We start from the raw sequence: 23980 nt of genomic DNA on the forward strand, positions 1-23980 counted from the left end.
CCTCTGGTCTGCGCCGCGATCTTCTTCACTCTGTCCTCGTGCTTGCCTCGGTTTGTTGATGAGTTGCTGTAGTGTCTTGGCGCGGCCCCCCCCCCCCCCCCCCCCCCCCCCCCACGACACCGTCTGGTTCGATAGCAACCACTCACCTGGAGTTTGCGTGCCACTGCGTTTCACGGACTGTTCGTTCGCCTACCGGGCCGACACCCCCGTGCTCGACTGCCTCACGATGGATTTCCCGGAAGGGTGCACGGTCCTGCTCGGCCCGAACGGGGCCGGGAAGTCGACGCTGCTTTCGCTCGGTGCATCGGCGCTCGCGCCCATCTCGGGGCGCGTCACGCTGGGACGTGCGGACAGCGTTCGGCGACGGGACCGCCGGGCTTACCGGCAGCGGGTGGGGTGGCTGCCGCAGGAGGTCAAGGCGATCCCCGCTCTGACGGTCCGTGAACAGGCCGCCTACGTGGGCTGGCTGAAAGGCTTGTCGAAACGCGACGCTTGGGACCGGTCAGCCAACGCGCTTGAAAGGGTCCGCCTGACAGAACTGGGCGGGCGCAAAAGCCACGAACTTTCCGGGGGGCAACTGCGCCGCTTGGGCATCGCGCAGACACTCGTGCACCAGGCCGAGGTTGTCCTCCTGGACGAACCGACGGCCGGCCTCGACCCCGTCCAGCGGGGTGTCTTTCGTGACCTGCTCGCGGAACTGAGCGGGTCGGTGCACTTCGTCGTCTCCACGCACCAGACCGAAGATCTCGCTGACATCTACGACACCGTTGTCGTCTTCGACCGCGGCCAGCCGGTCTTCCGAGGATCGGTGCCCGAATTCTTCGCCGCAGCCCCCGCCGATACCCCGTACGAGCGGCGTGCGGAAAGCGCCTACCGCGGCCTGGTCCGTGGGGAGGTCTGAGCTATGCGCACCGCGACACTCCTGCGTTCCGGCCCAGCCGTATGGGCCGCTGTGGTTCTGGTTCCGGTTCTCGTGTGGTTCAGCGCCCAGAACACCGACTCCACGCTCGCCTACTGGCCGTCGATCAGTTCCCAGACCACCATTGTCATCGGCTTCATCAGCGCCGCGTGCGGGGCGGGAGCAGCCTGGGAAGCGGCCCGGATCAAACAAGGCGGAATCCGCGCACTCGCCCCGGCCCGCGGAATGCTCAGCATCGCAACACTGCACCTGGGCCCAGTCGCCGTACTCGGTCTGATCGCGATCGTCGCCCCCTTTGCGGTCGTCATGACCTCCGTGGCGCTCCCGTCCGGCTTCCCGAACCCGGCGATTCTCACCGTCTCCTACAGCGTGATCCTGTCTCACATCGCCCTGGGCTGGTTCGTCGGCGCCCGCATGCCGAAACTCCTCGGCGCCACCACCATGCTGCTCTTCGGGTACCTATGGGGATTCTGGCCGGCTGCCATCGGCGGTCTGCCCTGGCTACGCCACCTCAACGGGCAGGGTGTCACCGAGTGCTGCGGCCTCGATCAGGAGCCCTCTGTCCGCAGCATGGCAGCCACCGTCATGTTCTCCCTGGCTATCGTGACGGCCATCGTGCTCAGCTCAGCGCTGCACCATCGCCTCTGGCGCCCGCTGCTGTCTTTCACCGCGTTCACCGCCGCCACCGCCGTGGCGCTCATCCTGGCCGTCCCCCTCGACTTCAGCGGCACGCAGACCCGCGACGCCGCGCTGCGAACGTGCTCCGGTCAGAATCCGCAGATCTGCCTGTGGCCGGAACAGAACACCCAGCGTGAAGAGATCACCCGCTGGGCCGAGGAAACCACCAATGAACTGGCAGCCGTCGGCGTAGCCCCTGACCGGCAAGTCGAGTTCGGGAACCCCCGCCCCGACCGGGCCAACGTCGCCTCGAACATCGCGACCAGCCCTCTGCCCGACCAATCGCCCCCGTGCGCCCTCCGTCAAGGCGCCGCGTACCCCGGCGACGAGGCCGTGGTCGCCATATACGCCTGGCTTTCCCTCACCGGTGGCGTCCCCAAGGACGACCTCGCCCAGCGCTGGCCCCACGAAGCCATCACTCTCGCCGAGCAGATCCGAGCCCTGCCCACGCAGGCTCAAAAGACCTGGTACGAACGGAACATGCGGTCCGTACACGACTGCGCCGTGCTGCCTGACCTCGATCCCGCCTCCTACACCAAGGCAGCCGCATCGTGAACTGGTGGCACCGCGCACACAGCACACCCCTCGCAGCAACCGTCCTCACCGCCACCATGCTCTTGGTGCCGCTCCTCGGCGGCTCCGTTGTACCGATCCCCTCGCTGCTCGCCGGAATGAGCGCAGGAATCCCCGTAGCCCTTGTGCTCCCCGCTGTCACGGCGGCGCTTACCCTGCACGCCCTCAACAGAGTCCCCCGCGTCTACGACACCACCGCGGTCCGCCCCGTGGCCAGCTACCAAGCGGGCATGTTGGCATCAACCGCGCTGCTGGCCGCAGCTATCGGGGTCGGCGCCGCCTACGCCGCGGACTCATCCATGGCCCTCGCCGCAGCAAGAAACTTCGTCGGATACCTCGGCACCGGCCTCATCGTTCAATATTTCGTCGGCCACCTGTACGGCCCACTGGCCGTCGCTCTTGTGCCGGTGCTCTGCGCACTCATCGGACTCGGCCCCGGCGGCCGTCCCTACCCATGGACCTGGCCCCTACACGAAGCATCCTCCGCCATCGCAGCCGGCACTTCCCTATTCCTCCTCACCAGCGGTATCGCCGCAGCAAGTCTCCTCACACCACGCGATGCGTCGCAACGCACATCCGCCTGAACGTCCGCTGCGCGGAGTACCTGGACCGAACCCGGCGGGTCGGCATGACCACCGCTAACGCCCACTACCCGGGACGATGCTTTCGGAGATCCAGGCGTGGGCGCTGACCACGCCCCCGAGTACGCGTCGGCGCCCGGCTGCTCGGTGCTCACGCGGTGCCTCCCTTGTCGTGGTGGGTGCGGTGGGCGACCCAGTCCGGATCGCGTACGGGCGCCGGCGCCCGCGTCTCGGTGACCGGGGCGCGCATCACGCGCCTGCTGGTGCGCGGCGCGGTGACGACGTGGGCCAGGACGACGACGGCCTGCCGCCCGGCGCCGCCCCGCACCCATGCCCCGGTGAAGCGAACCTGATCGGCCGCCCAGTCACCCAGGCGCCGCCACGGACGCAGCCGACCGAGCAGATAGCTGGCCGCGAGCGCGACGACCGCGGTGACGACGACGCCCATCACGACCACCGCATCCCGATCGCGGACAGCAGCTCCACCCGCTCCGGGGACAGCGTCGCGGCCCTGCTGCGCTGGTTCCCGAGCGACCGAAGACGACGCGCCCGAGTACAAAGCCGCGGTGGAGCGCGCGAAGCAGTACGAGGCGATGGCCGCCCGGTACGTCAAGAAGGCGATCGCGGGCGACGCGGGCGCGGCACAGATGGCGCAGACGTTCGCGTCGCTGGCAGCCGCCGCCCGGATGGAGCGCCTGGACTGGCGAATGCGGGTGCTGGGCGACCAGCTCGGGAACGTGAAGAAGGCGATGGACCGTCTTCGCCTCAAGCTGCCCGAGCGGTGACGTCCGTCAGCTGGCAGCGGCGCTGCTTACCGTGGGGTCGTGACCACACCCTCCGACGACGCAGCCAGGCCGGTGCCGGTGCGGGTCGTGCTGCCCGCCGACCCGCTGCTCGGGCACCCGGAGCAGGAGGTCGTGGCACGGCTGTGGAGGCGGCGCCAGACCGAGACGGGCTGGGTGTACCTCGTGGGGCTGCCGTCGTACCGGGGTCTTGAGAACGGCGGGGTGGAGGCGGCGGAGTACCGGGTGTGGGTGAGGGCGCCCGACCATGTACGGCCGGTCGACGGCGTCGACTACGACCAGGTCGCCACCGAGCACCTGGAACCGGCGCCCACCTCGGTGGTCCGTGAGGTCCTCGGGGAGCGCCGCCCTTCGGGCTGGGTGCTGGCGAAGGTGCGTGAGGGCCGGGGCCCGGCCTGGGGTGTCCTGCACGCGCCGGACTGCGATGAGGCACCGCAGGGCGCGCCGCTGCTCGATGCGGAGCGCGCGTTGAACGTCGCGGAGAACCCGGGAACGCGGCTGTGCACGCTGTGCGGGTGTGCTCAGGAACTGACACCGCTGTTGCGTGGCTTCGATCAGATCTCCGACTCCTGACACTGCGTCCGACCCTCTACTCACCCGTAAGGATCATGCGCTCCGGTTTCTCGGACGCCTGCCTCCCGCTGCCCGTACGGTCCGCTCGGGCGCGGCCGCCCGTGCCCGCCTGGAGGGGAGCAGACCATGACCGACGTCGCCACCGAGCTGGGGGAGACCGACGAGCCCGGGCAGAAGCTGGACTGGGACGAACGCTGGATGAAACTGCTGGAGCGCATCGACCCTCACGCCGCTTTCGCGCTCGCGGTGTTAGGCATTTTCGGCCTGTTGGCCACACTGGGTGTTACGGGCACCCAGCTGCACGACTGGCTGGAGCGGGATCAGGGGATGCGCGGCGCCTCCGTACCGGTGACTGTCCTTCTCTTGGGCGTGGTCGTCGTCTGGTCGGGCTTTCTGCCGTTCCGAACGGATCGGCACCTCGTGATCGACACCCCTGCCCTGACCGCGTACGGCATCGTCTTCTACGGCGTTCACTGGGGCATGATCCCCGCCGTGCACCCGCAGACCGTCTCGTGGTGGATCTGGCACACCGCCCTGATCACGCTGCTGTGCGCGCTCCTGCCGGCCCTGCCCGCCGCGGTCGCGGCCCTGATCGACAGGAGCCCCGATCCGGCCCCGGTGAAGTAGGAAGCGGGCCATGGGCCGCCGGTCGCTGCGCACGGTGCCAGGGCTCCGCTCCACTTGCGCCCCGCACTCGAACCGGGATCTGGGCATGCAGTCCGCCCTGCGGTGAGGGGCAGCCACCAAGGGCCGGGCTACTCGCCCACATCGTCAGGGTCGGGCAGTCGGGGCGGGAAGTGCCGCTCCAGGATTTCCGCCCACTTGTGGAGGACGACGAAGCCGGTGGTGTCGGCCTGCGCCTGGACGAGCTCGGTCAGCGCGTCGATGAACGGCTGAGCAGGCGTGTCCGGCGGCATCGCGGCCGCCGCCTGCTTCAGTCGTTCATGGGCGGCCGGGAAGACACCCTTGGCCCAGGCGTCTTGTTCCTTGATGCGGCGGGAGCCAGCCTCGAAGTTGATCTGCATGATGGTCCACTGCGGGCAGTCCGGCGTGTGCCACATCTGAATCGGCATGCCCACCCCGACGCAGGCATTCTCAGGACCGGGACCGGCCTTGCAGTCCGGGCACAGCTCGCCCCCCGTCTCAGCGAAACCCTTCATCAGGATGCTCCCCTCGCCTGGAAGGACACGAGCCTGCCACGAGTGATCACGGCTGACCAGGGCTTTGGGTACGGCCATCAACGGGCGTGAGCTTTTCCAATACGGCCCGCAGCAGATGACGGTCGTCATAGCGTTCTGACTCGGCAGCGCTCGGGGCAGGGAGGGTACGCATGGCGGTGAACCGTAATGACTACCGGATGTGGGCACGGCTGGCGCAGCGGGACGATTTACCGGGGGCAGCGTTCCCGGCCGTCGTCGACGGTCTGCTGGCCAAGGACGGCTTCGCGGAGGGATGGCAGGCAGATGTGTTCATGGAGGCTCTGCCGTCTCTGCTCGTCCGGGTCAGGGAGCAGGAGCTGCGGGATCGGCTGATCCAGGCGGCCGGCTTCCGGACCTCTGAGCTGATCCGGCAGGGGCTCGTGGGCGGGCGGGATGTTCCCGCAGTCCTTCGCTACCACCAGGTCAACAGCGAGCTTCTCGCCGCGCTGGCCCAGAACGACGCTCACCGGGATGTGGTGACGGAAGTCATCGGGTCCGCCGCCTCGGACATGCTGCTCGGTGTCCTGCTGTCCGCAGAGCGCCCCACCCACGACAATCCGGGCCGCCTGGCGGAGATCCCGCCGTGGCTGTTCGATGCGGTCCTGCAGCGCCATCTGGTGCTGGTCACAGCAGAACTGAAGGCTTTCACCTCAGGCAGTGAGCCGGAGCCGGACCTCTTTGAGAGGTCGGCGTCGTGGCCGTCTCACGGAACGCTGGCCATGGTGCTGGAGCGGTGCCCGGAGAAGTGGCCCGAGCTCCTGAACGATGCGACGCACGGCCTCACGGTCCAGCACGCGCTCCTGGACTGCGTCGATACCGAGAAGCTCACCGATGATGTCCTGGCCGCATGTGCGCCGGCGCTTGTTCTGCCGGAGTGGGCGGAACTCACGAAGCCCGCCAAGAGCCAGCGAGAGCGGCTTCGCCACATCGCCCGAAGTGTGGTCCGCCATCCCCGACTACGGAAGCTGGCCTCGGCGCAGCTGGAGGAGGTCGCCGCCTCCTGCGTGAAGCGGGGCCGGCTGCTGCACGCCACGAATCTGCGGCGCCTTGCCGAGTATGAGGTGACGTCCCTGGCCCGTGATCTGGCGTGGACCAGCGGCAGTGCGAAGGACCTGGTGAAGATGTGGGAGCTGGTCGCCGCGCTTCCCGAACCGAGCGCGGTTGAACGGCCTTCCCAGTACGACGGGGGTGAGCCTCCATCGCCGAAGCTCGTCCTGAGCAGCGACCGCAGGGTCGGTGCGCTCGCTGCGCTGGCGGGCAACCCGAATCTCGACCGACGCCTGGTGCTCGATGTGCTCGACCAGCTCAACCCGGTCGAGGTGCGATGGCTGACGACCTATGACGATGAGGTTCCGGCCTGGCTCAAGGAAGCGGCCGCTCGGCACAAGGCCAGCCCCACCCAGCCTGAAGTGCCTCGCGTCCTCACCGACGAAGAGCTCGACTCCTGTGCGGACCCCGAAGCCGTCATGCAGACGTGGCTCGACGCCGTCAAGGGCGACCACGGCGTGTACAACCACCAGATCGAGTACGCGATCCTCAGATCTCGGCACCGCACCGACACCCTGGTCCGTCAACTGACTGCCCCCACCGTACTCAGCTACTACGAGCATCCCGTGGTGGCCGACGCTCTGATGCGCCTGTGCGGGACCGACCCCGACCGCTGGCATGCTGTGGCCGAAGCTCTGGCGTCGAAGAGGGATTTCGATGAGACCTTCGGCGACTTCCTCGACCGGATGAGCGTGCCGCCCGCATAACGCGCGCTGAGCGGTGCGGCCAGGCTCGTTCAGCAATCCAGGCAGGCCGCCACCCATGACGCGGGCCGCAGGCAGCAGCGGGTCCGGCGCCGGCCCCAGCGGTGGAGAGGCCCTCTTTCCCACGGCTCTCGCGTGGGAAAGAGGTGTCCTCGTCGCGGGGAGGCTTGCCCACCCGCGCTGACCAGGAACAACAGACGGTGTCCGATTTGACCGGCTCCCACCTCCGGCAACACCTTCGGTCCCCCGCCGCATGCAACCGTCCAGACAACGGTTCAGCCTCCCTCCGGTGCAACCCTGTTCGCAGCCGCTCGGGGCCGGGGCAGGCGCGGCGTAGGCCACACCGGCTCCCAGCGCCAGGCCGCCCACCGCTCCCCGTTCGCGAAGACCCCGGTGCGCTCGGTGAGCATCGCCAGCACCTCGTCTCGGGCGGCGTCCACGGCCTGGTGCTCGGTGTCGGTCACGATGCCGAGCCGCCGCACGTGCGCGTACTCGTCTTCGTCCTTCCACTTCCAGCGGGACAGGTCGGGGGGGGCGACGACCAGGTCCACGGCGAGGTCGAAGGTGTCGAACCCTGCCGTCGTACGCCGCGTGGGGTGCTCGAAGTTCACGTACCAGTCGCGCAGCCCGGCGCTCGTGTAGAAGGCGTTGACGCTGAACCACGCGGCCGGCGGCTCCCACAGCAGCAGCTCGGTCTCCTGCCACACCGCGTCCGTGAGCTCCCACGTGCCGGTCGCCATCGCGTCGAACGCCTCCGTGCGCACCGACCGGTCGCCGTCGGCGCGGGCCCTGACGTACATGGCTGGCCAGCGGGTCTCGGCTCCCGGCGCGCAGGCGGCCACCAGGGCCTCGCTCGTGTCGGCGACGACGCGCAGCGCGTGCTCGCCCCACACCCGGCCGGAGCGGTGCACGTCGCGCCGTACGCCCGTCTGGCCCGTCTCGAAGCGTTGCATCGCGCCCTCCCTCACCGGTCCCGACAGGGGCATCCGGCCGGGATCGCCACCACCTCAGCGCGCCTTGGGGACGGTGGGCAAGCCGCCGTCCGAGGGCGGCTTGCCCAGGCTCCCCTTGGGCTTGCCCGCCGCCCGCCGCTACCGGCGCCGCCGGATCCCGAACACGCCGCGGCTCCTGGTCTCCGGGGGCTCGGCCGCCGCGCGGGCAGCGGCCTCCTCCCTCCGGCGGCGGGCATCCTGTTCGGCTTCGAGGTAGGCGAAGTGCTCGTCCTGGCACGGCCCGCACAGCTCGTCGGTACGGTCGCCCCAGGACCTTCCCCGGCCGAGCAGGTACTGCCAGCGTTCGTCGGTGAACTTCGCCCCACAGTTGGTGCACACCGGACGGCGCGCCTCCCGCTCGGCGGCCTCCCGCTCAGCCTTCCGTCGCCGAGCCTGCTCCCACTGCACCGCGTACAGGCGGTCGCCATCGGGGTTGTCCAGGGCCTCGCCCAGTGTCTGCCACTCATCCCTGCCGAGCCGCCGCCACACCTTTCCGGCGGCCCCGGCCGGGTCGGCGGTGATCCGCTCCAGCTCGGTGACGACCACGGGCACCGCCTGGTGGTAGTCGACGGCCGTGATGCCACCGCCCGCGTACTTGGTGCCGGCGAAGTAGGAACGGGCGGCCTGCTCCAGTCGCCTCATCCTGCTGGCCCGCTGTGCCTTCGTCTTGCCCGTGAACACGAACGCCACCGGCACGTAGCCCTCCCGGCCGGTCGCCTGGTAGATCCGCGACCACAGCCGGAAGTCGTGCACCGCCGCACCGTGGTGGTGGGCCGCCTGCGCCTTGACCTTGTCGGCCTTCGGTGCCAGGAGCTCGAACCACTCGGTGTAGCGGCGCACCTTGTCCACCAGGACGTCGACGGGCTCGTTCACGCGGTCGACCTCCAGGAGCATTGCGGGCACGCCGGCGTCCGGGGCGCGCATCGTGAGGTCGGCGTACTGGGTGTAGCCGTAGGGGAGCTTGTGGCCGATCTCGGTCTGCCAGGACAGCGGTGTGCCGAAGCCGGCCCCGGTGAGGACTGCGGCGGTCATCGTGACGGCGGCTGCGTGTTCGTCGAAGCCCTCGCCGGTGACCGGCTCACCGTCGTCGTCGTATTCGAGCTTGCGCAGTGCGGAGACCCGTACGTTCCCCGGCAGCAGCTGCTTGGCTTCCTTGCGTCCTCGCTCGGTGAGCACCCACAGTTGTTGGTTCGACTCCAGTCGCGTCTCCACTCGGACTTTGCCGTCCTCCTTGAGCGCGTTGAGGGTGTCCCTCGTGCACCGGTCGTGCCGGTCTCCGGGCCGCAGCATGCGCCACAGGTGTTCAGCAGTAGCTCTCTGGAAGATCCCGAGAGCCTTCAGCGCTTCCTTCTTCCTGGTGTGGGTTGGCTTCCATGTCTGCTTCGAAGACTTAGAAGGGTTGTCGAACGTGCCGGGAGCCCTGTTCTGGCGGGGCTGACCTGCGGATACGCGCCTGGCGGGCGAAGAGGCCGTGGAGGGGGCAATGGAGGGGCCCGTGGAGGGGGCCGGCGGGACCTGGTCGACGTCGTCCACGGAGGTCGGTTCAGGGTTTTCGCGCCGCTCGTGGGCGGGGTCGGGCGTGAAGTCGGCGGGCACGGTGTCCTCGCATTTCTCCGGTCTGCCGGCCGGGACGGTGAGCGTCCGGCCCGCACGCCGATGTGCACGCGGGCCGGGGCCACCGTGCGAAGCCACCCCTTGACCGCGGTCTGACCGCCGCCCGCTACCTATGCCCGTTACGCCCCTTGACCGCCCCTTGTCCTCCCGATTTGTCCGTGAGCGGCATCACGACCGGCTCCCTGTCCCCCGGCGGGCTGACAGCAAGGGCGAAGCCCCTCCCGGACCAGGCGATCTGCTCTAGCGTGAGCGCTCCCATCACCGCCTGGCAGAGGAGCTGAAGGTGCCCGAGGTCTGGATCGGCTTGCGCCGCTACACGACGAAGAAGGCCCGCCAGGAGGCGGTACAGGCGATCCTGGGTCGCTACGGCCTCGGGCAGGTCGTCGACCAGGAGGACGACGACCTGCTGCTGCGGGACCTGCTGGACATGCACCCCGACGCGGCGGACAAGGTCGGCCCGGGGGTCGACCGTTTCCGGATCATCCCCACCCCGCGCGGTCACCACAAGGGCCCGGAGGCGGTCCTGGTTGACGGCCGCAAGGTCGCCTTCTCGTACCAGAAGTGCCTGGACGCACCCACGCACCGCCAGCGCGTGCTGGCCGCGATGCGCACCGAGATCCAGCCGCAGGTCAACACCTACTACGAGTCCCGCAAGGCGTCCCACACGCTCGTGTCCGACGAGAGCGGCCAGCCTCTGGCTCCCGACGACACGCACGTCTCCTACTTCCGCGGCCCGCGCTTCCACGACATCGCGATGGAGTTCGTCCAGGCCGCCGGCGGCTTCGACGCCGTCGACCTGACCTCTGAGACGGCGCGGGGACTGGCCCTGTTCACCGACCGGACCCTGGCGGAGCGCTGGCACGCCCACCACCAGGAGCACGCCGCTCTCGGCCTGCTGTCGGCCAAGGAGAACCTCCGCCGCCCGCGCGTGTAGCGCCCTGTCCCCCACCGCATCGATGCACCGAGCCAGCGCCCGGAACGGGGCGGCCGGGCCCGAGCCGAGCGGGAGGCCGACGTCCGGCGGGCGACGCGCGCCACGCGCACCGGATGTCCGGGGCAGCGGCGCGCGGGGGCGGACCGGTGCGTTGAGTTACGCACGATGTAACGCACTTCCCCACCCGGTGGAACGCACCGAGTGGACTCCACCCGCACCCGGTGCGCAACACGATGGCCTCCACTCCCCACTCGGTGCGGACGGTGTCGTGCACTCCACCCTGTGGAACGCACCGCGATGCGGGGGTGCACAGCATCGTCCGCGCCACGCACCGGCTCTACACACAGTGACGGTGCGCGGTGCGCTGTGAGGGAGAGATCTCCCCTCCGCCACCGTGCATCGGGGGCTCGGTGCGTGCCGCCTCCGAAGGGGTAGCGGACGCGGTCAAGGGAAAACGTCGAAGATTTCGCGGAAACTCATGGCTGGACAAGGGTTGCTTTCCACTCAATGGGCTGGGTGGAATCCGGCGGCACACCTGGTCAAGGGGGGTGCATCGAGTGCACCGCATCCGATGCGCGGTCACCCTCTGTACGCGCACCGGGTGGAGCGGGCGGGAGTGGCGGCCACTCCCGTGCGCATCGTCCGGTGCGCCTGATGAACCGCACCGTCACAGCACCGATGTGCGCGATGAACCGCGCCGCGCGCCGGATGCCGGGATGTCCTGCACTCCCCCACCGGATGTTGAGCACCGGAGTGGAGTCCACCCGATGCGCACCTCCGTGGTCTCCACTCTCCGAGTGGACTCCACTCCCGTCCGGCCCCACCGGGAACACGGTGAAGTCCACCGTGCTGGCTCATCCCCGGCGGCGGCCCCGCGCGGTGCGCCACAGGTTCGGCCGGCCACCGGGGTACTGCCGTGAGCGGGAGCGGCGCCGGACGGGCGGCGGCTTCGGCAACGGCTCGTGGGTGAAGTCGCAGATCGGCCACGCGCTGGCCGGTTGGCATCCGTCAGTGGTCCCGGCCCGCTCCCTTGCTCTGATCGGGCTGTGCGGTGTGGTGCTGCTGGCGGGCGGGATCGGCCGCATCCTTGGCCGGCTGCTTCGGCTGCGGTCCGTCCGCGACGATGCGGCTGCGGGCTTCGGCGGCCTGGGTGAAGGCGGCCAGCCGGGCGAGGTTCTTCGGTGTGTGCAGCCACGTCGCGGGATCGGTCGTGCGGCCCTCCAGGTACTCCTCGGGCATCGCGGCCTGCTGATGGACTTGAACAGCGGCAGCCCGCTGCGCCGGAGTGAGCGCAGTGTCCCGGTCCGGGTGGTCGACGACGTGCGGCGCGGCCGCCGCCTGGTCGTGGTTGTGGTCGTGGTCGCTGGTGTGCGCGGTGGCCGACGCGGTCGCGGCCGGCGCTTCGTTCCGTGCGGTGGGAAGGATGCGGGCGTCACGGATCGCGTTCTGCAGGGCGAGGCTGGCGACCCGGGCCCGTTCGTACCTGCTCGACTCCCGCGGCGGCTTGCCATCGGTCCCGGCGATCCACCACCGGTGCGGCCAGGCGAAGTCGGCGGTGTAGGTGAGCTGGTCGGGGGCCGGGGCCCGGCGGCCCTTCTGGGGCACGGTGAGCTGACGGGAGTGCCGGGACAGGGCCGCGTCGGCGATGTAGTCGTCCAGGCCGGGCGGGAAGGCGCGGCCGCGCAGGGTCTCCATGAGGTGCCGGCGAGCTTCGGCCAGGACGTGGCGGCGGGCGAAGACACGGCGCACGGTGAAGGCGACCGCGGCGACGTCGACGGCGGCGAGCGCGGTGTCCACCAGCGGGCCCACCCGGGCCTGGATCACCGCACCGGCCGCCCGGCACCGCTCCAGCAGTCCGTCGACCATCGCCTTGCCGAAGCGCAGGACCGCGGAGGTGCGCCACCCCGCGCGCAGCTGCTCCAGCAGCTTGGGGGTCTTCTTCTCCTGGCGGGTGTCCTGCGCCGCCCACCACCCGAGTCCGTGGCGGGCGCGTTCGTCGGGCAGGCGCTTGTGCTTCTTGACGTACTTGTCGGTGATGCCTTCCAGGACCGCGTCGATCTGCTTCCGGCGGGTGGCCGACCAGTCGATGAGGTCCTGGTCCATGCCGGCTATCTCCATGACAGGGCGCAGGCCCGGCGTCACCTCGCGCGGCACGGTCGCCAGCCCGAGCTCCTCGCACACCTCGGTCGTCATCCTGAGGGTATAGAGCGTCCCGGCCGCGACGACATGCTGAAGGAGACGGCGAGTGTCGAGCGCGTACCAGGAGCCGTCCGGGCGCTGTACCCGGTTGGCGATCAGACAGTGGTCATGCAGTAGGGGAAATCCGTCTCTGTTGTCGAAGTGCCTCCACTTCGCGACCACCAGGGCCGGTGCCTTGGCGCGCTTGCGACCGGACGACCACCGGGTCTCCGCTACCTCATCCTCCAGATAGCGCAGCACGGTCGCGATGGCCCGCTCGTGTGCCCGCTCGATGACCCGGCGCGTGTGGTCGTCTCCCAGCGCCCACAGCACGTTCAGGGATGCCTGCGGCCGGAGGACAAGGTCGAGGGCGAGCAGCGGGGTCTGCTTGCGTTTCTCGATCTCTTCGATCGGCTGCCCGAGGACAGTGGCTGGCCGCGCCGTCTCCGGGTCGGCGCCGTCGTCCAGGAGTTCGCGCTCCATGCGGTCGGCGTCCGGGTGCCGGAGCATCCCGAAGACCAGCTCCATCTGCCGCTCACTCACTGTCTGTCCAGCGGTGAGCCCGAGCGCGGGCAGGCCGCGCCCCATCCACACCCCGGGCGGGAGCCCTGCCTTCTCCTGGGCGTCCTTCATCGGCTGACGGACCGGACGGCGCCCGTCCCCGAAGGCGATTCCGCGTACGTAGTAACGCCAGGCGTTTCGCTTCTGAACCTTCGCGACACTGATCATCCCGGCAGCGAACACCGGCTCTGACCTGCAGAGAAGACCCGATCCCGTGCGACGGGAGGGTTCACCAGAACTTCATGGCCGATCCCGCCGGGCGGGCGTCTGCGGCAGCATCGCGCCCGCCTGGCGAACAGCGTCTGGGGCCATGCAAATGCTGCGCGGCCCTCAGTCACACGCGTCTCACACACCCCAACAACCGCCAGCAGCAGACGACTCCATCGCCAAACAAGCGCATACCTACGTATCTCTCCCCCACCGAACGGCCAAAGACGCACCACCCAGCACCACGTCACCGACTCCCTTCAACCCGAGAGAGACACCCACCGCCCCCGGCAACCCCGGGGGCTTCGTGCTGCCTGGAGGACCGACGTGCCGACTTATGAGGCCCTGCCCCGCTTCACCACCGACTTGAACCGCCTCACCCCAGAACAGCGACGGCGCTTCCGCCAGACTGTGGCGGCCTTCGTCGAGGACCTGCGCACCGGAGGACGATTCCGTGCCGGCCTCCGCGTCAAGCGCGTCCAGCGGGCACCCGGCATCTACGAGCTCACGTGGTCCATGGGCACCGGACCTGCAGGGCGTGCCACCTGGTCGTACGGGCCGGAACGGAAACGCGGCGCACACATCATCTGGCGCCGCATCGGCGCCCACGACATCCTCACCAGCCCGTGAACGGGTCAGGTGCTCAGGCGGCAGGAGCGCCAGCGGTGGCTGGTGCGGCTGATCAGTCCGCGGTCTTCGAGGCGGCCGAGCTGGTGGGCGACGGAACTGGTGCTGGACAGGCCGACCACCCCTACGAGCAGCCCGGCCACAAGTAACGTCGAGCTCGTCGGCGGCGCCCTGGACGGCCAGCTCGTCGACGTCACCTCCTGGACACCTGCGGAACGGGCCACCGGGGCCATGCTGATCACGAATGACGGCACGTTCGGGGCCGGCGGCCGCGCCGAATACGAAGCCCGCCTCGGCGAGCCCGGCCGGTGGGACTGGGCCGGCGACGTCCCCTGACCCCGGGCGATCCCGGCCAATGTCTGCGACGGCGCCCCTCCCGCCACCGGGCGCAGGGCAGGTGGTGTCCGTCAACCGCCGCCGCGCCGGACAGGGCCTCACGTCGCTCGTACGGATGACGTGCGCGTCGCCAGCGAACCCGGCCGGGCGATCGCCGCGTCGCAGGCGGCATGAAGATCGACGCCCAGCACATCACCGAGCCCGGCCTTGTGGTCCTCGACATCACTGCCGCCGACGAGGAAACCGCCCGCGCCGTAATGGCCGCGCTGGAACAGCGGTGGGCCACCTCCGGCATCACTCCCGTACGCAGCAAACCCGGCCTGCCGGGGGTGCGGGCGCGCGTGTACGCCGACATCCGGCGCCCCGGTGACGGGTGGTCAGGGTGATCCGGCCACTACCAGCGTCCCATCCTTCGTCCGGCGGGTCTCACTGAGCGTCAGGCTCGGAGACGAGTAGAGCAGCACCTCGTCGCGGTACAGCTTGTACTGGTAGGACTGGGCCCGCTCCAGGTCACGCCGCTGCTGCGGGTCGCCGTCGGGCAGGGTGAGCTCCACGAAGCCGCGGCCGTCGCGCAGGACGCCCTGGGACGTAATGCTCCCGGTGACGGTCACCGCGGCGGTGCCGGTGGTGACCTGGACCGCATCACCGTGCATCGGGCGGAACCCGGGGAAACCGTCGTCGGTCATACCGTCACCCCCGCGAGAGGCACTGTGGCGACCGGCTCCCACATGATGTGTCTGCCGTCGTGCCACTGCTCGACAAGATGGATCCGGTCCGCGAGCACCGCCCCGGACAGCGGCTGCTCGATGTCCGCCAGCCCCGCCTTGAGGGTGACCGCGTCGACGTCCTCGGCACCGTCCGAGGTGTAGGCGAGAGACATGTGGGGGTAGCGGCTCGGTGACGCCTTGAACGCGGCGTCGGTGCTGCGGGCCGTCGCCTGGGTGACGGCGTCCACGATCTCGGTGAACACACGCCCCGGCCATCCGCTGATCTCCACGGCGACCGCGCCCACGGCCGGACGGTCGAACGTCAACGCGAACGGCTCCACCGTCCGCGCGTAGTCCCCGATCTCCTTGAGGAGCGCGTCCATGTCGACGTCGTCGACGCCCAGTCCGACGGCGTGCATGAGCGTGCAGTGCATCCCGTCCACCGGCACGCTCGCCAGCCCCCGCGGGGCAGCAAGTCCTTTGTACGGCGCGGCAATCGCCCCGGCCTCGGCCGAGGTCGGCAGGATGTGCCAGTGCAGATCCCGGCGGCCCGCCGGCCAGACCCGCCCCACCCGTGCGAAGAAGCTCTCCATCAGGCGATGTCCTCGTGGCTTCCCGTCGTGGCCCGGACCCGGACCCAGATCTCGGCATCGGCCGGCACCTCGTCGACACCGGCTTCGGCGGCCGTCGCGGCGACTTCGGAGACGGCCTCACCTGTCAGGCGCCAGTCCCGCGTCGTGTGCCCGGCCGGGCAGGTGATCCACGCGTCCTCGCCACGCGCAGCCAGAGTCAGCCCGGTACGGGCATCACACACACTGCAGGCCACCGGCATCCGCGAGGAATGCGCCGCACTGAAGTCGACATAGACCGCCCTGCCGGCAGCCCGCACCTCATACAGCTCCGCGTCCATCCGCGCCCCTCCCCTGCCGCCAGTGTCCTGCCCATCCTCCCTCTCGGTGCCACGCGGGTCTGCGCTACCCGCCGCCCCGCACGTCATCTGGCGCCGCATCGGCACCCACGACATCCTCACCGGGCCCTGACGGCTTCGGGAATGCGGAAGGCCGGCCCCGGGGGTCTGGGGCCGGCCTTCGTCATCAACCCCGGAGATCACTCCGCCTTCGGGTTTCCGTCAGATCGGAGTTCAGCATGTGAGTCGAGCGCTCCCCTGGGTGTTGTGATCACTGAGTCAGGAGGTTGGCCAGGGTGAGTCGATCTTCTGTTGTCATTCGGTCCCGCAAGATCCGGTCTAGAGCCTGAGGGTTCGTCCAGGGAAGGGGCGAGGAAGCAGCTCGCGCAGGGGTCGATGCTTCCGGGGTGATAACTGAGTTATCAGTCGTCGGGCCGGGCTGCGGGGTGATAACTGAGTTATCACCTGCCGTTGCCGGGGCTGGCAGCTTGGAGGAGCGCCGCCGCTTCTTCTCAGCGTCAGCTTGCGCGCGACGGTCTGCTTCGTGCTGCTGCTGCTCCGGGGGCACCTTGGCCATGTTCCGGAGATGGGAGACGTTACGTCGGCCAGCTTCCAGATCTGCCTGAAGTTCCGGCGTGAGGGTGAGTAGAGACAGCTTCTGGCTGATCAGGGGCTGGCTCATACTGAGACGCTTCGCGGCCTGGTGCTGGGACCCGTAGAACTTCACGAGTCGTTGGAGGGCCTGCGCTTCTTCGAGTTCGCTCAGGTCCTTGCGCTTGGCGTTGGCGATGAACGCGGCTTCGAGCAGACTCTCGTCCGTGCTGGCGAACTCGTCGCCAAGCATGACCTTTATGGTGGGAAGGTCGATTTCACGTGCGGCCTTCAGCCGTCGGTTGCCATCGATAACGACGTACTTCGCCCCGGCATCGAGGTCGGTCTGCCGGTCGGGGCGGCTTGCCAGGTAGGCGTCCACGGTCGCGATAGTGATGGCGACGATCTGGCCAACCTCGCTGAAGCTCTCTGCGAGGTCGCTGACGTCACCGAGTGCTTCGCGTGGGTTGTCGGGGTTGAAACTGACATCCGCTGTGGGGACGATCGAGGCTTCCAGTGGCGGCATCGGGTCGCCAGCGACAGTGGCGATCATTCGCCCTCGGCTGCTGCGTGGGGCGCCGAATGCGGGGGCGCCGACCCGGTCTGCTGCGCTTGAGCGGCTGTTCACACGATCTCCCTGGCGATGCGACGAATGACCTTGGCCTGCTGCGAGGTAGGCGCGTAGGACACGAGAGCTCGCTTGTTCCTGACTGCCTCACGCTGATCCTTGAGACGCCCTAGGACGCCGACGACCTGCGGCTCTTTGAGGCCTTTCCACGCTTCGAGTGAGGACGTGATGACGTATCCGTCGCGTGCGTCGTAGAGGTTGACGACGAGGCCTAGGTGGTCGACCTGGATTCGCCAGTCCTCCTGCCCGGATTCGATCTGTTCCATCAGCAGGTTGAAGGCATCGGCGGAGGAGTCCTCAGCCTGTACGGGGATGAGGACTCCCGAATTGCCGGGAGCCTCGTCGTCGCGACGGCGTCCGTAGTAGATCGCTGCGTCCATGCCGACCCCAAGACTGGGCGGGCAGTCAATGACGATGACGTCGTAGTCGGCTTCCAGAGGCTCCAGGGCGCGCTCAAGGGTGGCCTGACGGTTGCGGTCCGTGGAAATCATTATGTCGAGGAGGAACGCATCGGCGCAGGCGGGGAGGATGTCCAGTCGTCCGGCGAAGCGGTCGTCTTCCACCTTGACGATGAGGTCCCGGACCGATCCGGTCCGTACGGTGCCAGCCATGTACTTGGCCAAGCTCGGTTCGTCGATGCCGATGGCCGGCACTCCGAGCTGCTTGGTCAGGTGCCCCTGGGGGTCGTAGTCCACGAGCAGAACGCGCAGTCCCAGGCCCGGATGAATCTCGTCTTTCTGCAGAAGCTCCTCGGCTTCGCCGGGGAGATCGCTGTCTGCGACCTTGTCGTCGGCCTGCATGGCAACTGCTTCCGCTGCGACTGGAACTTGGAGCGCTGAGTCTTCAGCACAGGCACCAGCGATCCCTGCGGCGACAGCAGTCTTACCGACGCCGCCCTTCTGGTTGCACAGCACGAGACGCCGGACGTAGGGCGTCGGGGCGGGCGCAGAGTGCTCATGGAGCCAGAGCTCGATGGACTGAGCAAGTCCCTGTACGAGAGGGATCTTTCGGTCCGCGCACGCCGCCTTCAGCTCTGACCACTGGCCCAGCGGAAGCCAACTGGACCAGGCGACCCCGCCGGCAGTGTCAACGGAAGGCAGCTTCTCGTGGGAAGCCCGCCACGCCTCAATGCCTTGGGATACCGCGTCTTGAATGTCCACGCCGGCCTGAGCGGCGCGGACCTTCAGATCACGACGCAGCCACAGCGGCAGCTTGGAGACAACCTTCTCCCTGTCTCCGGAGGGATTCTGAGTGACCATGAGGCGAGCTTACTAACTCCATGGGGCGGTCCTTGGAACCGACCTCACACAGGCATGTCGATTGCGGAGCCTGGAGGGCGTGATTACTGAGTTATCACCCGTGCAAGCCACCCAGGCCGTGGCTTCGCGCGGCTGGGCGCTTGGTCCATCGAACGCCAGACGGTGCGGAGTTGACGGCTCCGAGTCCAGAAACGGAAAAAGCCCTGCCTCCGGCACGGGCCGGAGGCAGGGCTTCGGGTGGAACGGGCGTCAGGGTGCCCAGGTCGCAGGAGTGCCGACGGCGGCATCGTCGGCGCAGGGGGTCCAGAGCTGTTCGACGGGGTGCAAGGTGCCGTCGTCGCCCTCGCTGGTCTCGATCTCGTACAGGGCCGGGGCGGTCACGCACTCACCCCTTCGACGGCGGCGGCCAGGTGCGCCACGGCGTCGGCCTCGTACGGGTCGGCGAACAGCTGGTGGTCGCCGACGTCGAACGGCGCGTACCGCACGCCGACGCGGTAGCCGGGCACGAGGGTGGTCTCCCGCCCGTCCAGCGCGGCAGTGATCCGGTCGTGGTCCTGCTGAGCGTGGCGGGTCTGGGTGTACGGGCCGAGGCGCAGCAGGGTGTAGCCGTCGAGGCTGTCGTCGCGTTTGCGTGCCTCGATGTAGAGGGCGTAGTGGGCGAGCTCCATGCCGATGTCGTCGGGCAGGGGCAGGCCGGCTGCGGCGTGGGTGAGCAACGCGTATCCGGGCTGCCAGGTGCCGAGGATCGCGGTGGTCTCGCAGCGCAGCCAGCCGCGGTTGGTGTAGCCGAGCTGGCGGCCGTGGAGGTAGGCGGCGGCGTGCGGGGTGTCGGGGTGGACCAGGGCGACGGCGATCGTGTCGGGGCCGTGGTCGTCGCCGGGCCGGGTATGGGCGCGTTCGATGAACGGGCCGATGCGCACGGCGATGTCCTGGGAGTGGCCGGGTGTCCAGGGCGTCGGGTTGCGCAGCGCGGTGAGCATCGCGCGGAACTGGTCGACAACGGCCTGGTCCTCGGGGGAGAGGGCATCGGCGTTGCCGCAGCGGCGGAAGGAAGGTCGCTTCATCGGGTGGACTCCTGCTCAGGGGTGAGGTGGGCCCGCCCGGCCGGGATGCGGGGGCGGGGGGTGCGCTGCGCGAGCATCAGGAGCTCGGCGTTGCGTTTCTGCTGCGCGGGGGTGAGGGGCCGGGCCGTCGCGCCGATGTGGCGGTGCCAGAGCGGCGAGGCCGGCGGTTCGGGGTAGGCCAGGGCGTGGTCGACGTCGTGGTGCGGGGTGCTGTTCACGGGAGCCTCCATGCGGAGGGAGTCAGGCGTGGTCGTCGTCGCGCCGGCGCTTGGGCTGGACATCGGAGGCGAACCGGCCGAGGCGGGCCTCGGTGGGGTTCGCGGCGATCCAACGTTCGGCGCACGCCTTGTGGGCGGGCTCCCCGTAGTGGGAGCGCATCGGCGTGGGCTGCTCACACAGCGCGCAGGGGCGGTCCTGCCAGCGGTCGAAGTGCTGGTTGTCGCGCCAGTCCAGCAAGCCGCCGGGGACCGGGATGAGGCCCGGCCCCCACAGCGGCTTCTTGCTGCTCTTGCGGGTCATGGCCGCAGATGGGGCAGCTGCTGGAGGACTTGGTCCACGAGGCCCTGTGTTGGCTTCCAAGCCGGGAGCGCGCCCGTGGCGGGGACGGGCAGCGGCAGTTCGTGGACATCTGCGAGGACCAGGTGGTGAACGTCGCGCTGCGCCCAGGGGCTGGGACAGCGCTCGGGCCCCTGGTCCAGGTGGCAGTCGGCAAGCCGGGCGATGCCGATGACCGCGCCGCGGTGGAGCTCGCGGCCGCGGATGGCGGTGGCCACCAGCGGGTCGCGCAGCACGGCGGGCTCCGGCTTCGCCTTCCCTGCGTGCAGGAGGACCCAGCCGCGCCAGGGCCAGTTGGCCGGCCTGTTCTCCGTGCGCTTCCCGGCGAGGATGCAGGTCGCCCAGGGCTGGCGGATGGTGATGCCGCGGATCCAGTCGCCGCCCTCGAGTTCGGCGGCGCTCACGCGGCACGCGCCAGAAGGTGCGTCCCACGGCGGCCGACGCGCCGCCCGTTGACGGTTTCCACGTGGGCGTCGGCCCGCGTCGCGAAGTACGGGAACGCCTCCCGCCCTTCCTTGACCTTGTACATGGCGGCGTCCGCGCCGCGCAGGATCCGGCTGCTGCTCTCGCCGGGCAGGTCGGCGGCGCGGGCGATGCCGATGGAGACGTCCAGGCGCAGCGTGTGCTGCTCGTGCTGGAGGGGCTGTTGCAGCTGCTCGCGCAGTCCGGCGATCTCGGTGAGCGCGGTCGCCGGCGGGAGCACGACGGAGACGGCGAATTCGTCGCCGCCCAGCCGGGCCGCGAGCGCCTGGCGGCTCGCGCTCCAGCGGGCGAGGCGTCGGCCGATGGTCTGGATGACAGCGTCACCGGCTGCGTGCCCGTAGGTGTCGTTGACGGCCTTGAAGCCGACTCCGTCCAGCATCAGGACGTGCAGGGCGTCGCGGTGCCGGGTGCGCAGGTGCCGCTCGCTGTGCGCGAGGAGCTCGGGCCTCTTGGGCAGGCCCGAGAGCTGGTCCTTGCGGGCGTCGGCCAGGCGCCGGTGGAGCGTCAGGGCGTGGACGGTCCAGCCGGTCAAGGGGAGAGCGGCGGTCGTCAGTAAGAGGGTGCGCTGCCCGATCCGGGCCTGAAGGCGCAGGAGGGAGGACATACTTGGGTTCTCCGTCTGGTCTCGTACGGGATGGATGGGCCCGGGGCAGTCGTCGGCCGGTCAAGCAGGGCGGCTGTCCCGGGGCGGAGCTACTGCGTGCTGACGGGGTTGTGCCAGGGGCCGGCCTTCGCGGCGGGCCACTCCATCTGCCAGCCGGGCCGGAGCCCGCGCGCTCCCCAGCTGTCCGGCTGTTTGCCGGGGATCTCGAGTCCGGCCGTGTGCGCGGCGAGCGCTGCGTCGTACACCTCGTGGGCACGGCGCAGGGCCGTGGTGGGGGAGTCCGCCTCGCCGGTGAAGACGTGCAGCCCCCGCAGGTCCGGGTTGGCCGCGTTGTGTATCGGGACGTCTACCTCGAAGAACCTGTGGTTCGGCATGACGCCCATCTCCTTCCGTGCCTGGTGTGTGAGGGGCCACCGCGCCGTCCTGCCTTGGGGGTCAGGGCGGCGGGGAAGCCCGTCATGTCGCCGTGGGGCGCAGACGGTGAGGCCGTCCCGGCCCGGCAGTGCGGGGCCGGAACGGCTCCCGGAGGTTCAGTCGTTGGTGGCGGGTTGGTCGGCGGACCGGTAGCGCTTGGTCTGCCTCAAGACTTGGTTGCGCTTGACGTTCAGGGCGTCGGCGATGTCCTGCTGCGCGCCGTGGTACCGCTTCTGCAGGCTGTCGATCTCCTGCCAGAACTCGGTTTCGATGCGCTCGTGGCCGTCGTCGCGGCGCTGGCTGGCCTTGGCGACCAGGTCGCGCAGCTCGGTGCGGGCCTGGTCGTCGGGGCGCGGGGTCATGTCGGGCTCCTGGGGAGTTGAGGGACGATGTGTCTGCCCCCTGCTCCTGTTGGAGCGGGTTGGGAGGCCCGGGGTGGCCGGTGAAGTTTGGCGACTGTGGCGGCCACCCCGGGGCGAGGTCACCGGCGGCGGTGGTTGCCGGAGACGGTGCCCACGCGCTCGCGCAGGTGGCCCGTGCCGCGCGTGGTGACGTCGCCGGAGACCGTGGTGGCGTCGATCGAGCCGGTGGCGGCCGGGGTCGCGCTGACGCGGACGTCGCCGGAGACGGTGTTGGCGCGGAACTCGGTGCCGTTGTACGCGCCGATCTCGATGTCGCCGGAGACGGAGTTGACGTCGACGCGGGCGTCGACCCGGTCCACCTCGAAGTCGCCGCTGGTGGTGTTGCCACGCAGGGTGTGCACGCCGCGGGCCTGGATGTCGCCGGAGACCGAGTGGAGGTCCAGGACCTGGAGGTCGCCGTGGACGGTGATGTCGGCGCTGGTGGTCTCCAGCCGGACCGAGGACTGGTCACTGGGCAGCTTCACGTCGGCGGTGATGGTGCCCATCCCGCCGCCGGAGACGACGGTGCCCTGCTCCGCGACGACGCGGCCGTTCGAGACGACCTTGCGGCCGCCGATGATGACGTCGCCGTCGCTGATGGTCATGCCGGTCACGGAGCCAGTGACGACGCCGAAGTTCTGCCCGACGACCATGTTGCCGCCGTTGAAGCTGAACGTGGAGTTGCCCATCGTCATGGTGTTGCCCTTGACCTTGGGGACGCGGACGGTGAGGCAGTTGAGGCTCTGGTAGGTGCTCTCCTGCTTCGTGGCACCGCGCACCGCGTCGGCGAGGGGGCCGTCGTCGTCGCCCGTGCTCACCGTGATGACCGCGTGCTTGAGGGTCGGGTCGATGGTGACGTTGACCGTGCCGACGTGGCTGATGACGTCGGTCCACACAGCGCCAGCGGCGGTGGCGGTGAAGGTCTGGGAGGTGGTCAAGGCAGGCTCCTTGGTCGGAGAGTGCAGGGGCGGGCGGCCCCCGCACCATCAATAATGCATCCTCTAAGGATGCGTTTCAATTGTTTGGCATCTTTCAAGGATGCCTTTTCTGTTCGTGCAGATCAGGCGGCTACGGCCGGGGCGGGGGTGTCGAGGCCGACGCCGCGCAGCGCGTCCAGGACGTACGGCTCGAAGCGGGCCTGGTGCTGGGCGGCGACCGCGCAGCCGGTGGCGCGGCCGTAGGCGTAGCAGCGGGCCATCATGCTGGCGTCGGTGTCGGCGAGCGCCTGGTCGACGGCGTTGCGCGCGAGGTGCTCGATCCAGGTCTGGGCGGCCGACTCGCGGCGGTTGCGCGAGACCGCCATGGCGAGGGAGTCCGCCCATCGGCCGCTGCCGCAGGTGGGGCCGCCGCACTGCTCCCAGTTCCACTTCCGGTCTCGCATGCCCTCGGGGTCGGCGTCCCAGTCCGCGGCCCAGCGCACGGCGCGCGCGGGGATCTCCTGCTGGACGACGTTCAGGACATCGCGGCCGGCGGGCCCGAGCGCGATGTGGGCGTCGGTCTCCTCGAGGACGCGGATCTGGTGGGAGAGCAGCCGGTAGGGGTAGTAGCGCTGGCTCCAGTTGCCGGTCTCACCGAGCGGCTCCACGACCCACAGCCGCACCGGCCAGGTGACGGGCCAGATACCGGTGTCCTCCAGCGCCTCGCCGACCCGCTTGACCATGCGGAAGTAGGAGAAGCGGCTCTCGTCGTACCACTTGTTGCGGCAGGGGTTGGGGTGCTCGATGACCTTGCCGACGTTGACGGAGAGGTTCACCGGGGTTCCGGCCTCGCGGGACATCCCGATGATGCCGTCGGCGGGGGTGGCGATGTACCAGGTGACGGGCTTGCGGGCCATGCGGGCC

At 69.6% G+C, this 23980-nt stretch carries 31 protein-coding genes and 1 pseudogene; 11 read left to right on the plus strand and 21 right to left on the minus strand.

The genetic code is table 11. From position 1 onward, the window contains the following. Positions 1–157 precede the first annotated feature (157 nt). The 3 genes from ABZY11_RS07135 to ABZY11_RS07145 are packed head-to-tail and all read left to right on the plus strand — an operon-like array spanning position 158 to position 2754. On the plus strand, positions 158–901 hold the full coding sequence (locus ABZY11_RS07135) for an ATP-binding cassette domain-containing protein (RefSeq protein ID WP_356478147.1): 744 nt from the start codon (positions 158–160) through the stop codon (positions 899–901). Positions 902–904: 3 nt separating this feature from the next. Further along, positions 905–2152 carry a hypothetical protein gene (locus tag ABZY11_RS07140; protein ID WP_356478148.1) on the plus strand — a complete coding sequence of 416 codons (1248 nt, stop codon included), beginning with the start codon at positions 905–907 and terminating at the stop codon, positions 2150–2152. Beyond that, positions 2149–2754 carry a hypothetical protein gene (locus ABZY11_RS07145; protein ID WP_356478149.1) on the plus strand — a complete coding sequence of 202 codons (606 nt, stop codon included), beginning with the start codon at positions 2149–2151 and terminating at the stop codon, positions 2752–2754. Before ABZY11_RS07140 ends, ABZY11_RS07145 begins: the two co-directional genes overlap by 4 nt. A gap of 148 nt (positions 2755–2902) precedes the next feature. On the opposite strand, the gene ABZY11_RS07150 is transcribed toward ABZY11_RS07145, so the two are convergent. Then, a complete protein-coding gene (locus ABZY11_RS07150; protein ID WP_356478150.1) occupies positions 2903–3199 on the minus strand; it encodes a hypothetical protein in 297 nt (98 codons plus the stop codon). A 118-nt stretch (positions 3200–3317) separates the two neighbouring features. Between ABZY11_RS07150 and ABZY11_RS07155 the strand changes: the two genes are divergently transcribed. The 3 genes from ABZY11_RS07155 to ABZY11_RS07165 all read left to right on the plus strand — a co-directional run bounded on the left by ABZY11_RS07155 (position 3318) and on the right by ABZY11_RS07165 (position 4754). Beyond that, positions 3318–3536: a hypothetical protein gene (locus tag ABZY11_RS07155; RefSeq protein WP_356478151.1), complete on the plus strand. Its 219-nt coding sequence runs from the start codon at positions 3318–3320 to the stop codon at positions 3534–3536. Between the two features lie 72 nt (positions 3537–3608). Further along, on the plus strand, positions 3609–4127 hold the full coding sequence (locus ABZY11_RS07160) for a DUF6233 domain-containing protein (RefSeq protein ID WP_356478217.1): 519 nt from the start codon (positions 3609–3611) through the stop codon (positions 4125–4127). A gap of 126 nt (positions 4128–4253) precedes the next feature. Then, positions 4254–4754: a hypothetical protein gene (locus tag ABZY11_RS07165; RefSeq protein ID WP_356478152.1), complete on the plus strand. Its 501-nt coding sequence runs from the start codon at positions 4254–4256 to the stop codon at positions 4752–4754. A gap of 128 nt (positions 4755–4882) precedes the next feature. Here ABZY11_RS07165 and ABZY11_RS07170 read toward each other — a convergent pair whose 3' ends face one another. Continuing rightward, positions 4883–5200, minus strand: coding sequence for a hypothetical protein (locus ABZY11_RS07170; RefSeq protein WP_356478153.1), 318 nt, complete (start codon positions 5198–5200; stop codon positions 4883–4885). A gap of 257 nt (positions 5201–5457) precedes the next feature. Here ABZY11_RS07170 and ABZY11_RS07175 point away from each other — a divergent pair, with 257 nt between their 5' ends. Next, on the plus strand, positions 5458–7080 hold the full coding sequence (locus ABZY11_RS07175) for a hypothetical protein (protein ID WP_356478154.1): 1623 nt from the start codon (positions 5458–5460) through the stop codon (positions 7078–7080). Between the two features lie 272 nt (positions 7081–7352). Here ABZY11_RS07175 and ABZY11_RS07180 read toward each other — a convergent pair whose 3' ends face one another. Continuing rightward, a complete protein-coding gene (locus ABZY11_RS07180) occupies positions 7353–8030 on the minus strand; it encodes a DUF402 domain-containing protein (RefSeq protein WP_356478155.1) in 678 nt (225 codons plus the stop codon). A 138-nt stretch (positions 8031–8168) separates the two neighbouring features. Then, positions 8169–9761, minus strand: coding sequence for a replication-relaxation family protein (locus tag ABZY11_RS07185; RefSeq protein ID WP_356478156.1), 1593 nt, complete (start codon positions 9759–9761; stop codon positions 8169–8171). Positions 9762–9966: 205 nt separating this feature from the next. Here ABZY11_RS07185 and ABZY11_RS07190 point away from each other — a divergent pair, with 205 nt between their 5' ends. Then, positions 9967–10617 carry a DUF3223 domain-containing protein gene (locus ABZY11_RS07190; RefSeq protein WP_356478157.1) on the plus strand — a complete coding sequence of 217 codons (651 nt, stop codon included), beginning with the start codon at positions 9967–9969 and terminating at the stop codon, positions 10615–10617. Between the two features lie 1008 nt (positions 10618–11625). Here ABZY11_RS07190 and mobF read toward each other — a convergent pair. Continuing rightward, complete coding sequence (gene mobF / locus ABZY11_RS07195; protein ID WP_356478158.1) at positions 11626–13524, minus strand: MobF family relaxase; 1899 nt, start codon at positions 13522–13524, stop codon at positions 11626–11628. A 366-nt stretch (positions 13525–13890) separates the two neighbouring features. On the opposite strand from mobF, the gene ABZY11_RS07200 reads away from it, so the two are divergent. Then, complete coding sequence (locus ABZY11_RS07200; RefSeq protein ID WP_356478159.1) at positions 13891–14193, plus strand: hypothetical protein; 303 nt, start codon at positions 13891–13893, stop codon at positions 14191–14193. Between the two features lie 23 nt (positions 14194–14216). Here ABZY11_RS07200 and ABZY11_RS07205 read toward each other — a convergent pair. Next, positions 14217–14309, minus strand: a pseudogene (locus ABZY11_RS07205) (hypothetical protein); the annotation flags it as partial. On the opposite strand from ABZY11_RS07205, the gene ABZY11_RS07210 reads away from it, so the two are divergent. Together ABZY11_RS07210 and ABZY11_RS07215 are read left to right on the plus strand one after the other, a co-directional pair. Beyond that, positions 14293–14526 carry a hypothetical protein gene (locus tag ABZY11_RS07210; protein WP_356478160.1) on the plus strand — a complete coding sequence of 78 codons (234 nt, stop codon included), beginning with the start codon at positions 14293–14295 and terminating at the stop codon, positions 14524–14526. The pseudogene ABZY11_RS07205 and the gene ABZY11_RS07210 sit on opposite strands and share 17 nt — an antisense overlap. A gap of 170 nt (positions 14527–14696) precedes the next feature. Next, a complete protein-coding gene (locus tag ABZY11_RS07215) occupies positions 14697–14912 on the plus strand; it encodes a DUF6207 family protein (RefSeq protein WP_356478161.1) in 216 nt (71 codons plus the stop codon). Here ABZY11_RS07215 and ABZY11_RS07220 read toward each other — a convergent pair. From ABZY11_RS07220 to ABZY11_RS07290, 15 genes are all read right to left on the minus strand, one after another. Continuing rightward, the gene (locus ABZY11_RS07220) at positions 14904–15212 is read right to left on the minus strand and encodes a hypothetical protein (protein ID WP_356478162.1); all 309 of its coding nucleotides are present in this window, start codon (positions 15210–15212) and stop codon (positions 14904–14906) included. The two genes, ABZY11_RS07215 and ABZY11_RS07220, sit on opposite strands and share 9 nt — an antisense overlap. Next, on the minus strand, positions 15209–15826 hold the full coding sequence (locus tag ABZY11_RS07225) for a hypothetical protein (protein ID WP_356478163.1): 618 nt from the start codon (positions 15824–15826) through the stop codon (positions 15209–15211). The genes ABZY11_RS07220 and ABZY11_RS07225 overlap by 4 nt, the downstream gene beginning before the upstream one ends. Further along, entirely contained in the window at positions 15826–16143 is a 318-nt protein-coding gene (locus ABZY11_RS07230; protein ID WP_356478164.1) for a hypothetical protein, read from the minus strand. The genes ABZY11_RS07225 and ABZY11_RS07230 overlap by 1 nt, the downstream gene beginning before the upstream one ends. A 268-nt stretch (positions 16144–16411) precedes the next feature. Next, complete coding sequence (locus ABZY11_RS07235) at positions 16412–17284, minus strand: ParB/RepB/Spo0J family partition protein (RefSeq protein WP_356478165.1); 873 nt, start codon at positions 17282–17284, stop codon at positions 16412–16414. 71 nt (positions 17285–17355) lie between these two features. Further along, entirely contained in the window at positions 17356–18618 is a 1263-nt protein-coding gene (locus ABZY11_RS07240) for a ParA family protein (RefSeq protein ID WP_356478166.1), read from the minus strand. Between the two features lie 249 nt (positions 18619–18867). Beyond that, a complete protein-coding gene (locus ABZY11_RS07245; RefSeq protein WP_356478167.1) occupies positions 18868–18999 on the minus strand; it encodes a hypothetical protein in 132 nt (43 codons plus the stop codon). Next, on the minus strand, positions 18996–19682 hold the full coding sequence (locus ABZY11_RS07250; protein ID WP_356478168.1) for a hypothetical protein: 687 nt from the start codon (positions 19680–19682) through the stop codon (positions 18996–18998). The genes ABZY11_RS07245 and ABZY11_RS07250 overlap by 4 nt, the downstream gene beginning before the upstream one ends. Next, entirely contained in the window at positions 19679–19900 is a 222-nt protein-coding gene (locus ABZY11_RS07255) for a hypothetical protein (protein WP_356478169.1), read from the minus strand. The genes ABZY11_RS07250 and ABZY11_RS07255 overlap by 4 nt, the downstream gene beginning before the upstream one ends. Before the next feature lie 22 nt (positions 19901–19922). Continuing rightward, entirely contained in the window at positions 19923–20201 is a 279-nt protein-coding gene (locus tag ABZY11_RS07260) for a hypothetical protein (protein WP_356478170.1), read from the minus strand. Further along, positions 20198–20641 (minus strand): hypothetical protein, encoded by a 444-nt coding sequence (locus tag ABZY11_RS07265; protein ID WP_356478171.1) that lies wholly within the window; start codon positions 20639–20641, stop codon positions 20198–20200. Before ABZY11_RS07265 ends, ABZY11_RS07260 begins: the two co-directional genes overlap by 4 nt. Continuing rightward, positions 20638–21324 carry a GGDEF domain-containing protein gene (locus ABZY11_RS07270; protein ID WP_356478172.1) on the minus strand — a complete coding sequence of 229 codons (687 nt, stop codon included), beginning with the start codon at positions 21322–21324 and terminating at the stop codon, positions 20638–20640. The genes ABZY11_RS07265 and ABZY11_RS07270 overlap by 4 nt, the downstream gene beginning before the upstream one ends. A gap of 89 nt (positions 21325–21413) precedes the next feature. Further along, positions 21414–21698, minus strand: a complete 285-nt coding sequence (locus ABZY11_RS07275; protein WP_356478173.1) for a hypothetical protein — start codon at positions 21696–21698, stop codon at positions 21414–21416. Between the two features lie 156 nt (positions 21699–21854). Next, positions 21855–22100 (minus strand): hypothetical protein, encoded by a 246-nt coding sequence (locus tag ABZY11_RS07280; protein ID WP_356478174.1) that lies wholly within the window; start codon positions 22098–22100, stop codon positions 21855–21857. 119 nt (positions 22101–22219) lie between these two features. Beyond that, a complete protein-coding gene (locus ABZY11_RS07285) occupies positions 22220–23077 on the minus strand; it encodes a DUF4097 family beta strand repeat-containing protein (protein ID WP_356478175.1) in 858 nt (285 codons plus the stop codon). Between the two features lie 122 nt (positions 23078–23199). Next, positions 23200–23973 (minus strand): hypothetical protein, encoded by a 774-nt coding sequence (locus ABZY11_RS07290; protein ID WP_356478176.1) that lies wholly within the window; start codon positions 23971–23973, stop codon positions 23200–23202. Between the last annotated feature and the right edge of the window lie 7 nt (positions 23974–23980).

The organism is Streptomyces sp. NPDC006510 (assembly GCF_040611955.1).
Classification (GTDB): Bacteria; Actinomycetota; Actinomycetes; order Streptomycetales; family Streptomycetaceae; genus Streptomyces.

Excerpts from the sequence above, each read along its gene's own strand:
- ABZY11_RS07140 (WP_356478148.1), top strand. The coding sequence starts at position 905 with ATGCGCACCGCGACACTCCTGCGTTCCGGCCCAGCCGTATGGGCCGCT.
- ABZY11_RS07150 (WP_356478150.1), bottom strand. The coding sequence starts at position 3,199 with ATGGGCGTCGTCGTCACCGCGGTCGTCGCGCTCGCGGCCAGCTATCTG.
- ABZY11_RS07165 (WP_356478152.1), top strand. The coding sequence starts at position 4,254 with ATGACCGACGTCGCCACCGAGCTGGGGGAGACCGACGAGCCCGGGCAG.
- ABZY11_RS07170 (WP_356478153.1), bottom strand. The coding sequence starts at position 5,200 with ATGCCGATTCAGATGTGGCACACGCCGGACTGCCCGCAGTGGACCATC.
- ABZY11_RS07175 (WP_356478154.1), top strand. The coding sequence starts at position 5,458 with ATGGCGGTGAACCGTAATGACTACCGGATGTGGGCACGGCTGGCGCAG.
- ABZY11_RS07180 (WP_356478155.1), bottom strand. The coding sequence starts at position 8,030 with ATGCAACGCTTCGAGACGGGCCAGACGGGCGTACGGCGCGACGTGCAC.
- mobF (WP_356478158.1), bottom strand. The coding sequence starts at position 13,524 with ATGATCAGTGTCGCGAAGGTTCAGAAGCGAAACGCCTGGCGTTACTAC.
- ABZY11_RS07215 (WP_356478161.1), top strand. The coding sequence starts at position 14,697 with ATGAAGATCGACGCCCAGCACATCACCGAGCCCGGCCTTGTGGTCCTC.
- ABZY11_RS07220 (WP_356478162.1), bottom strand. The coding sequence starts at position 15,212 with ATGACCGACGACGGTTTCCCCGGGTTCCGCCCGATGCACGGTGATGCG.
- ABZY11_RS07225 (WP_356478163.1), bottom strand. The coding sequence starts at position 15,826 with ATGGAGAGCTTCTTCGCACGGGTGGGGCGGGTCTGGCCGGCGGGCCGC.
- ABZY11_RS07230 (WP_356478164.1), bottom strand. The coding sequence starts at position 16,143 with ATGGACGCGGAGCTGTATGAGGTGCGGGCTGCCGGCAGGGCGGTCTAT.
- ABZY11_RS07235 (WP_356478165.1), bottom strand. The coding sequence starts at position 17,284 with ATGATCGCCACTGTCGCTGGCGACCCGATGCCGCCACTGGAAGCCTCG.
- ABZY11_RS07240 (WP_356478166.1), bottom strand. The coding sequence starts at position 18,618 with ATGGTCACTCAGAATCCCTCCGGAGACAGGGAGAAGGTTGTCTCCAAG.
- ABZY11_RS07250 (WP_356478168.1), bottom strand. The coding sequence starts at position 19,682 with ATGAAGCGACCTTCCTTCCGCCGCTGCGGCAACGCCGATGCCCTCTCC.
- ABZY11_RS07260 (WP_356478170.1), bottom strand. The coding sequence starts at position 20,201 with ATGACCCGCAAGAGCAGCAAGAAGCCGCTGTGGGGGCCGGGCCTCATC.
- ABZY11_RS07270 (WP_356478172.1), bottom strand. The coding sequence starts at position 21,324 with ATGTCCTCCCTCCTGCGCCTTCAGGCCCGGATCGGGCAGCGCACCCTC.
- ABZY11_RS07275 (WP_356478173.1), bottom strand. The coding sequence starts at position 21,698 with ATGCCGAACCACAGGTTCTTCGAGGTAGACGTCCCGATACACAACGCG.
- ABZY11_RS07280 (WP_356478174.1), bottom strand. The coding sequence starts at position 22,100 with ATGACCCCGCGCCCCGACGACCAGGCCCGCACCGAGCTGCGCGACCTG.
- ABZY11_RS07290 (WP_356478176.1), bottom strand. The coding sequence starts at position 23,973 with ATGGCCCGCAAGCCCGTCACCTGGTACATCGCCACCCCCGCCGACGGC.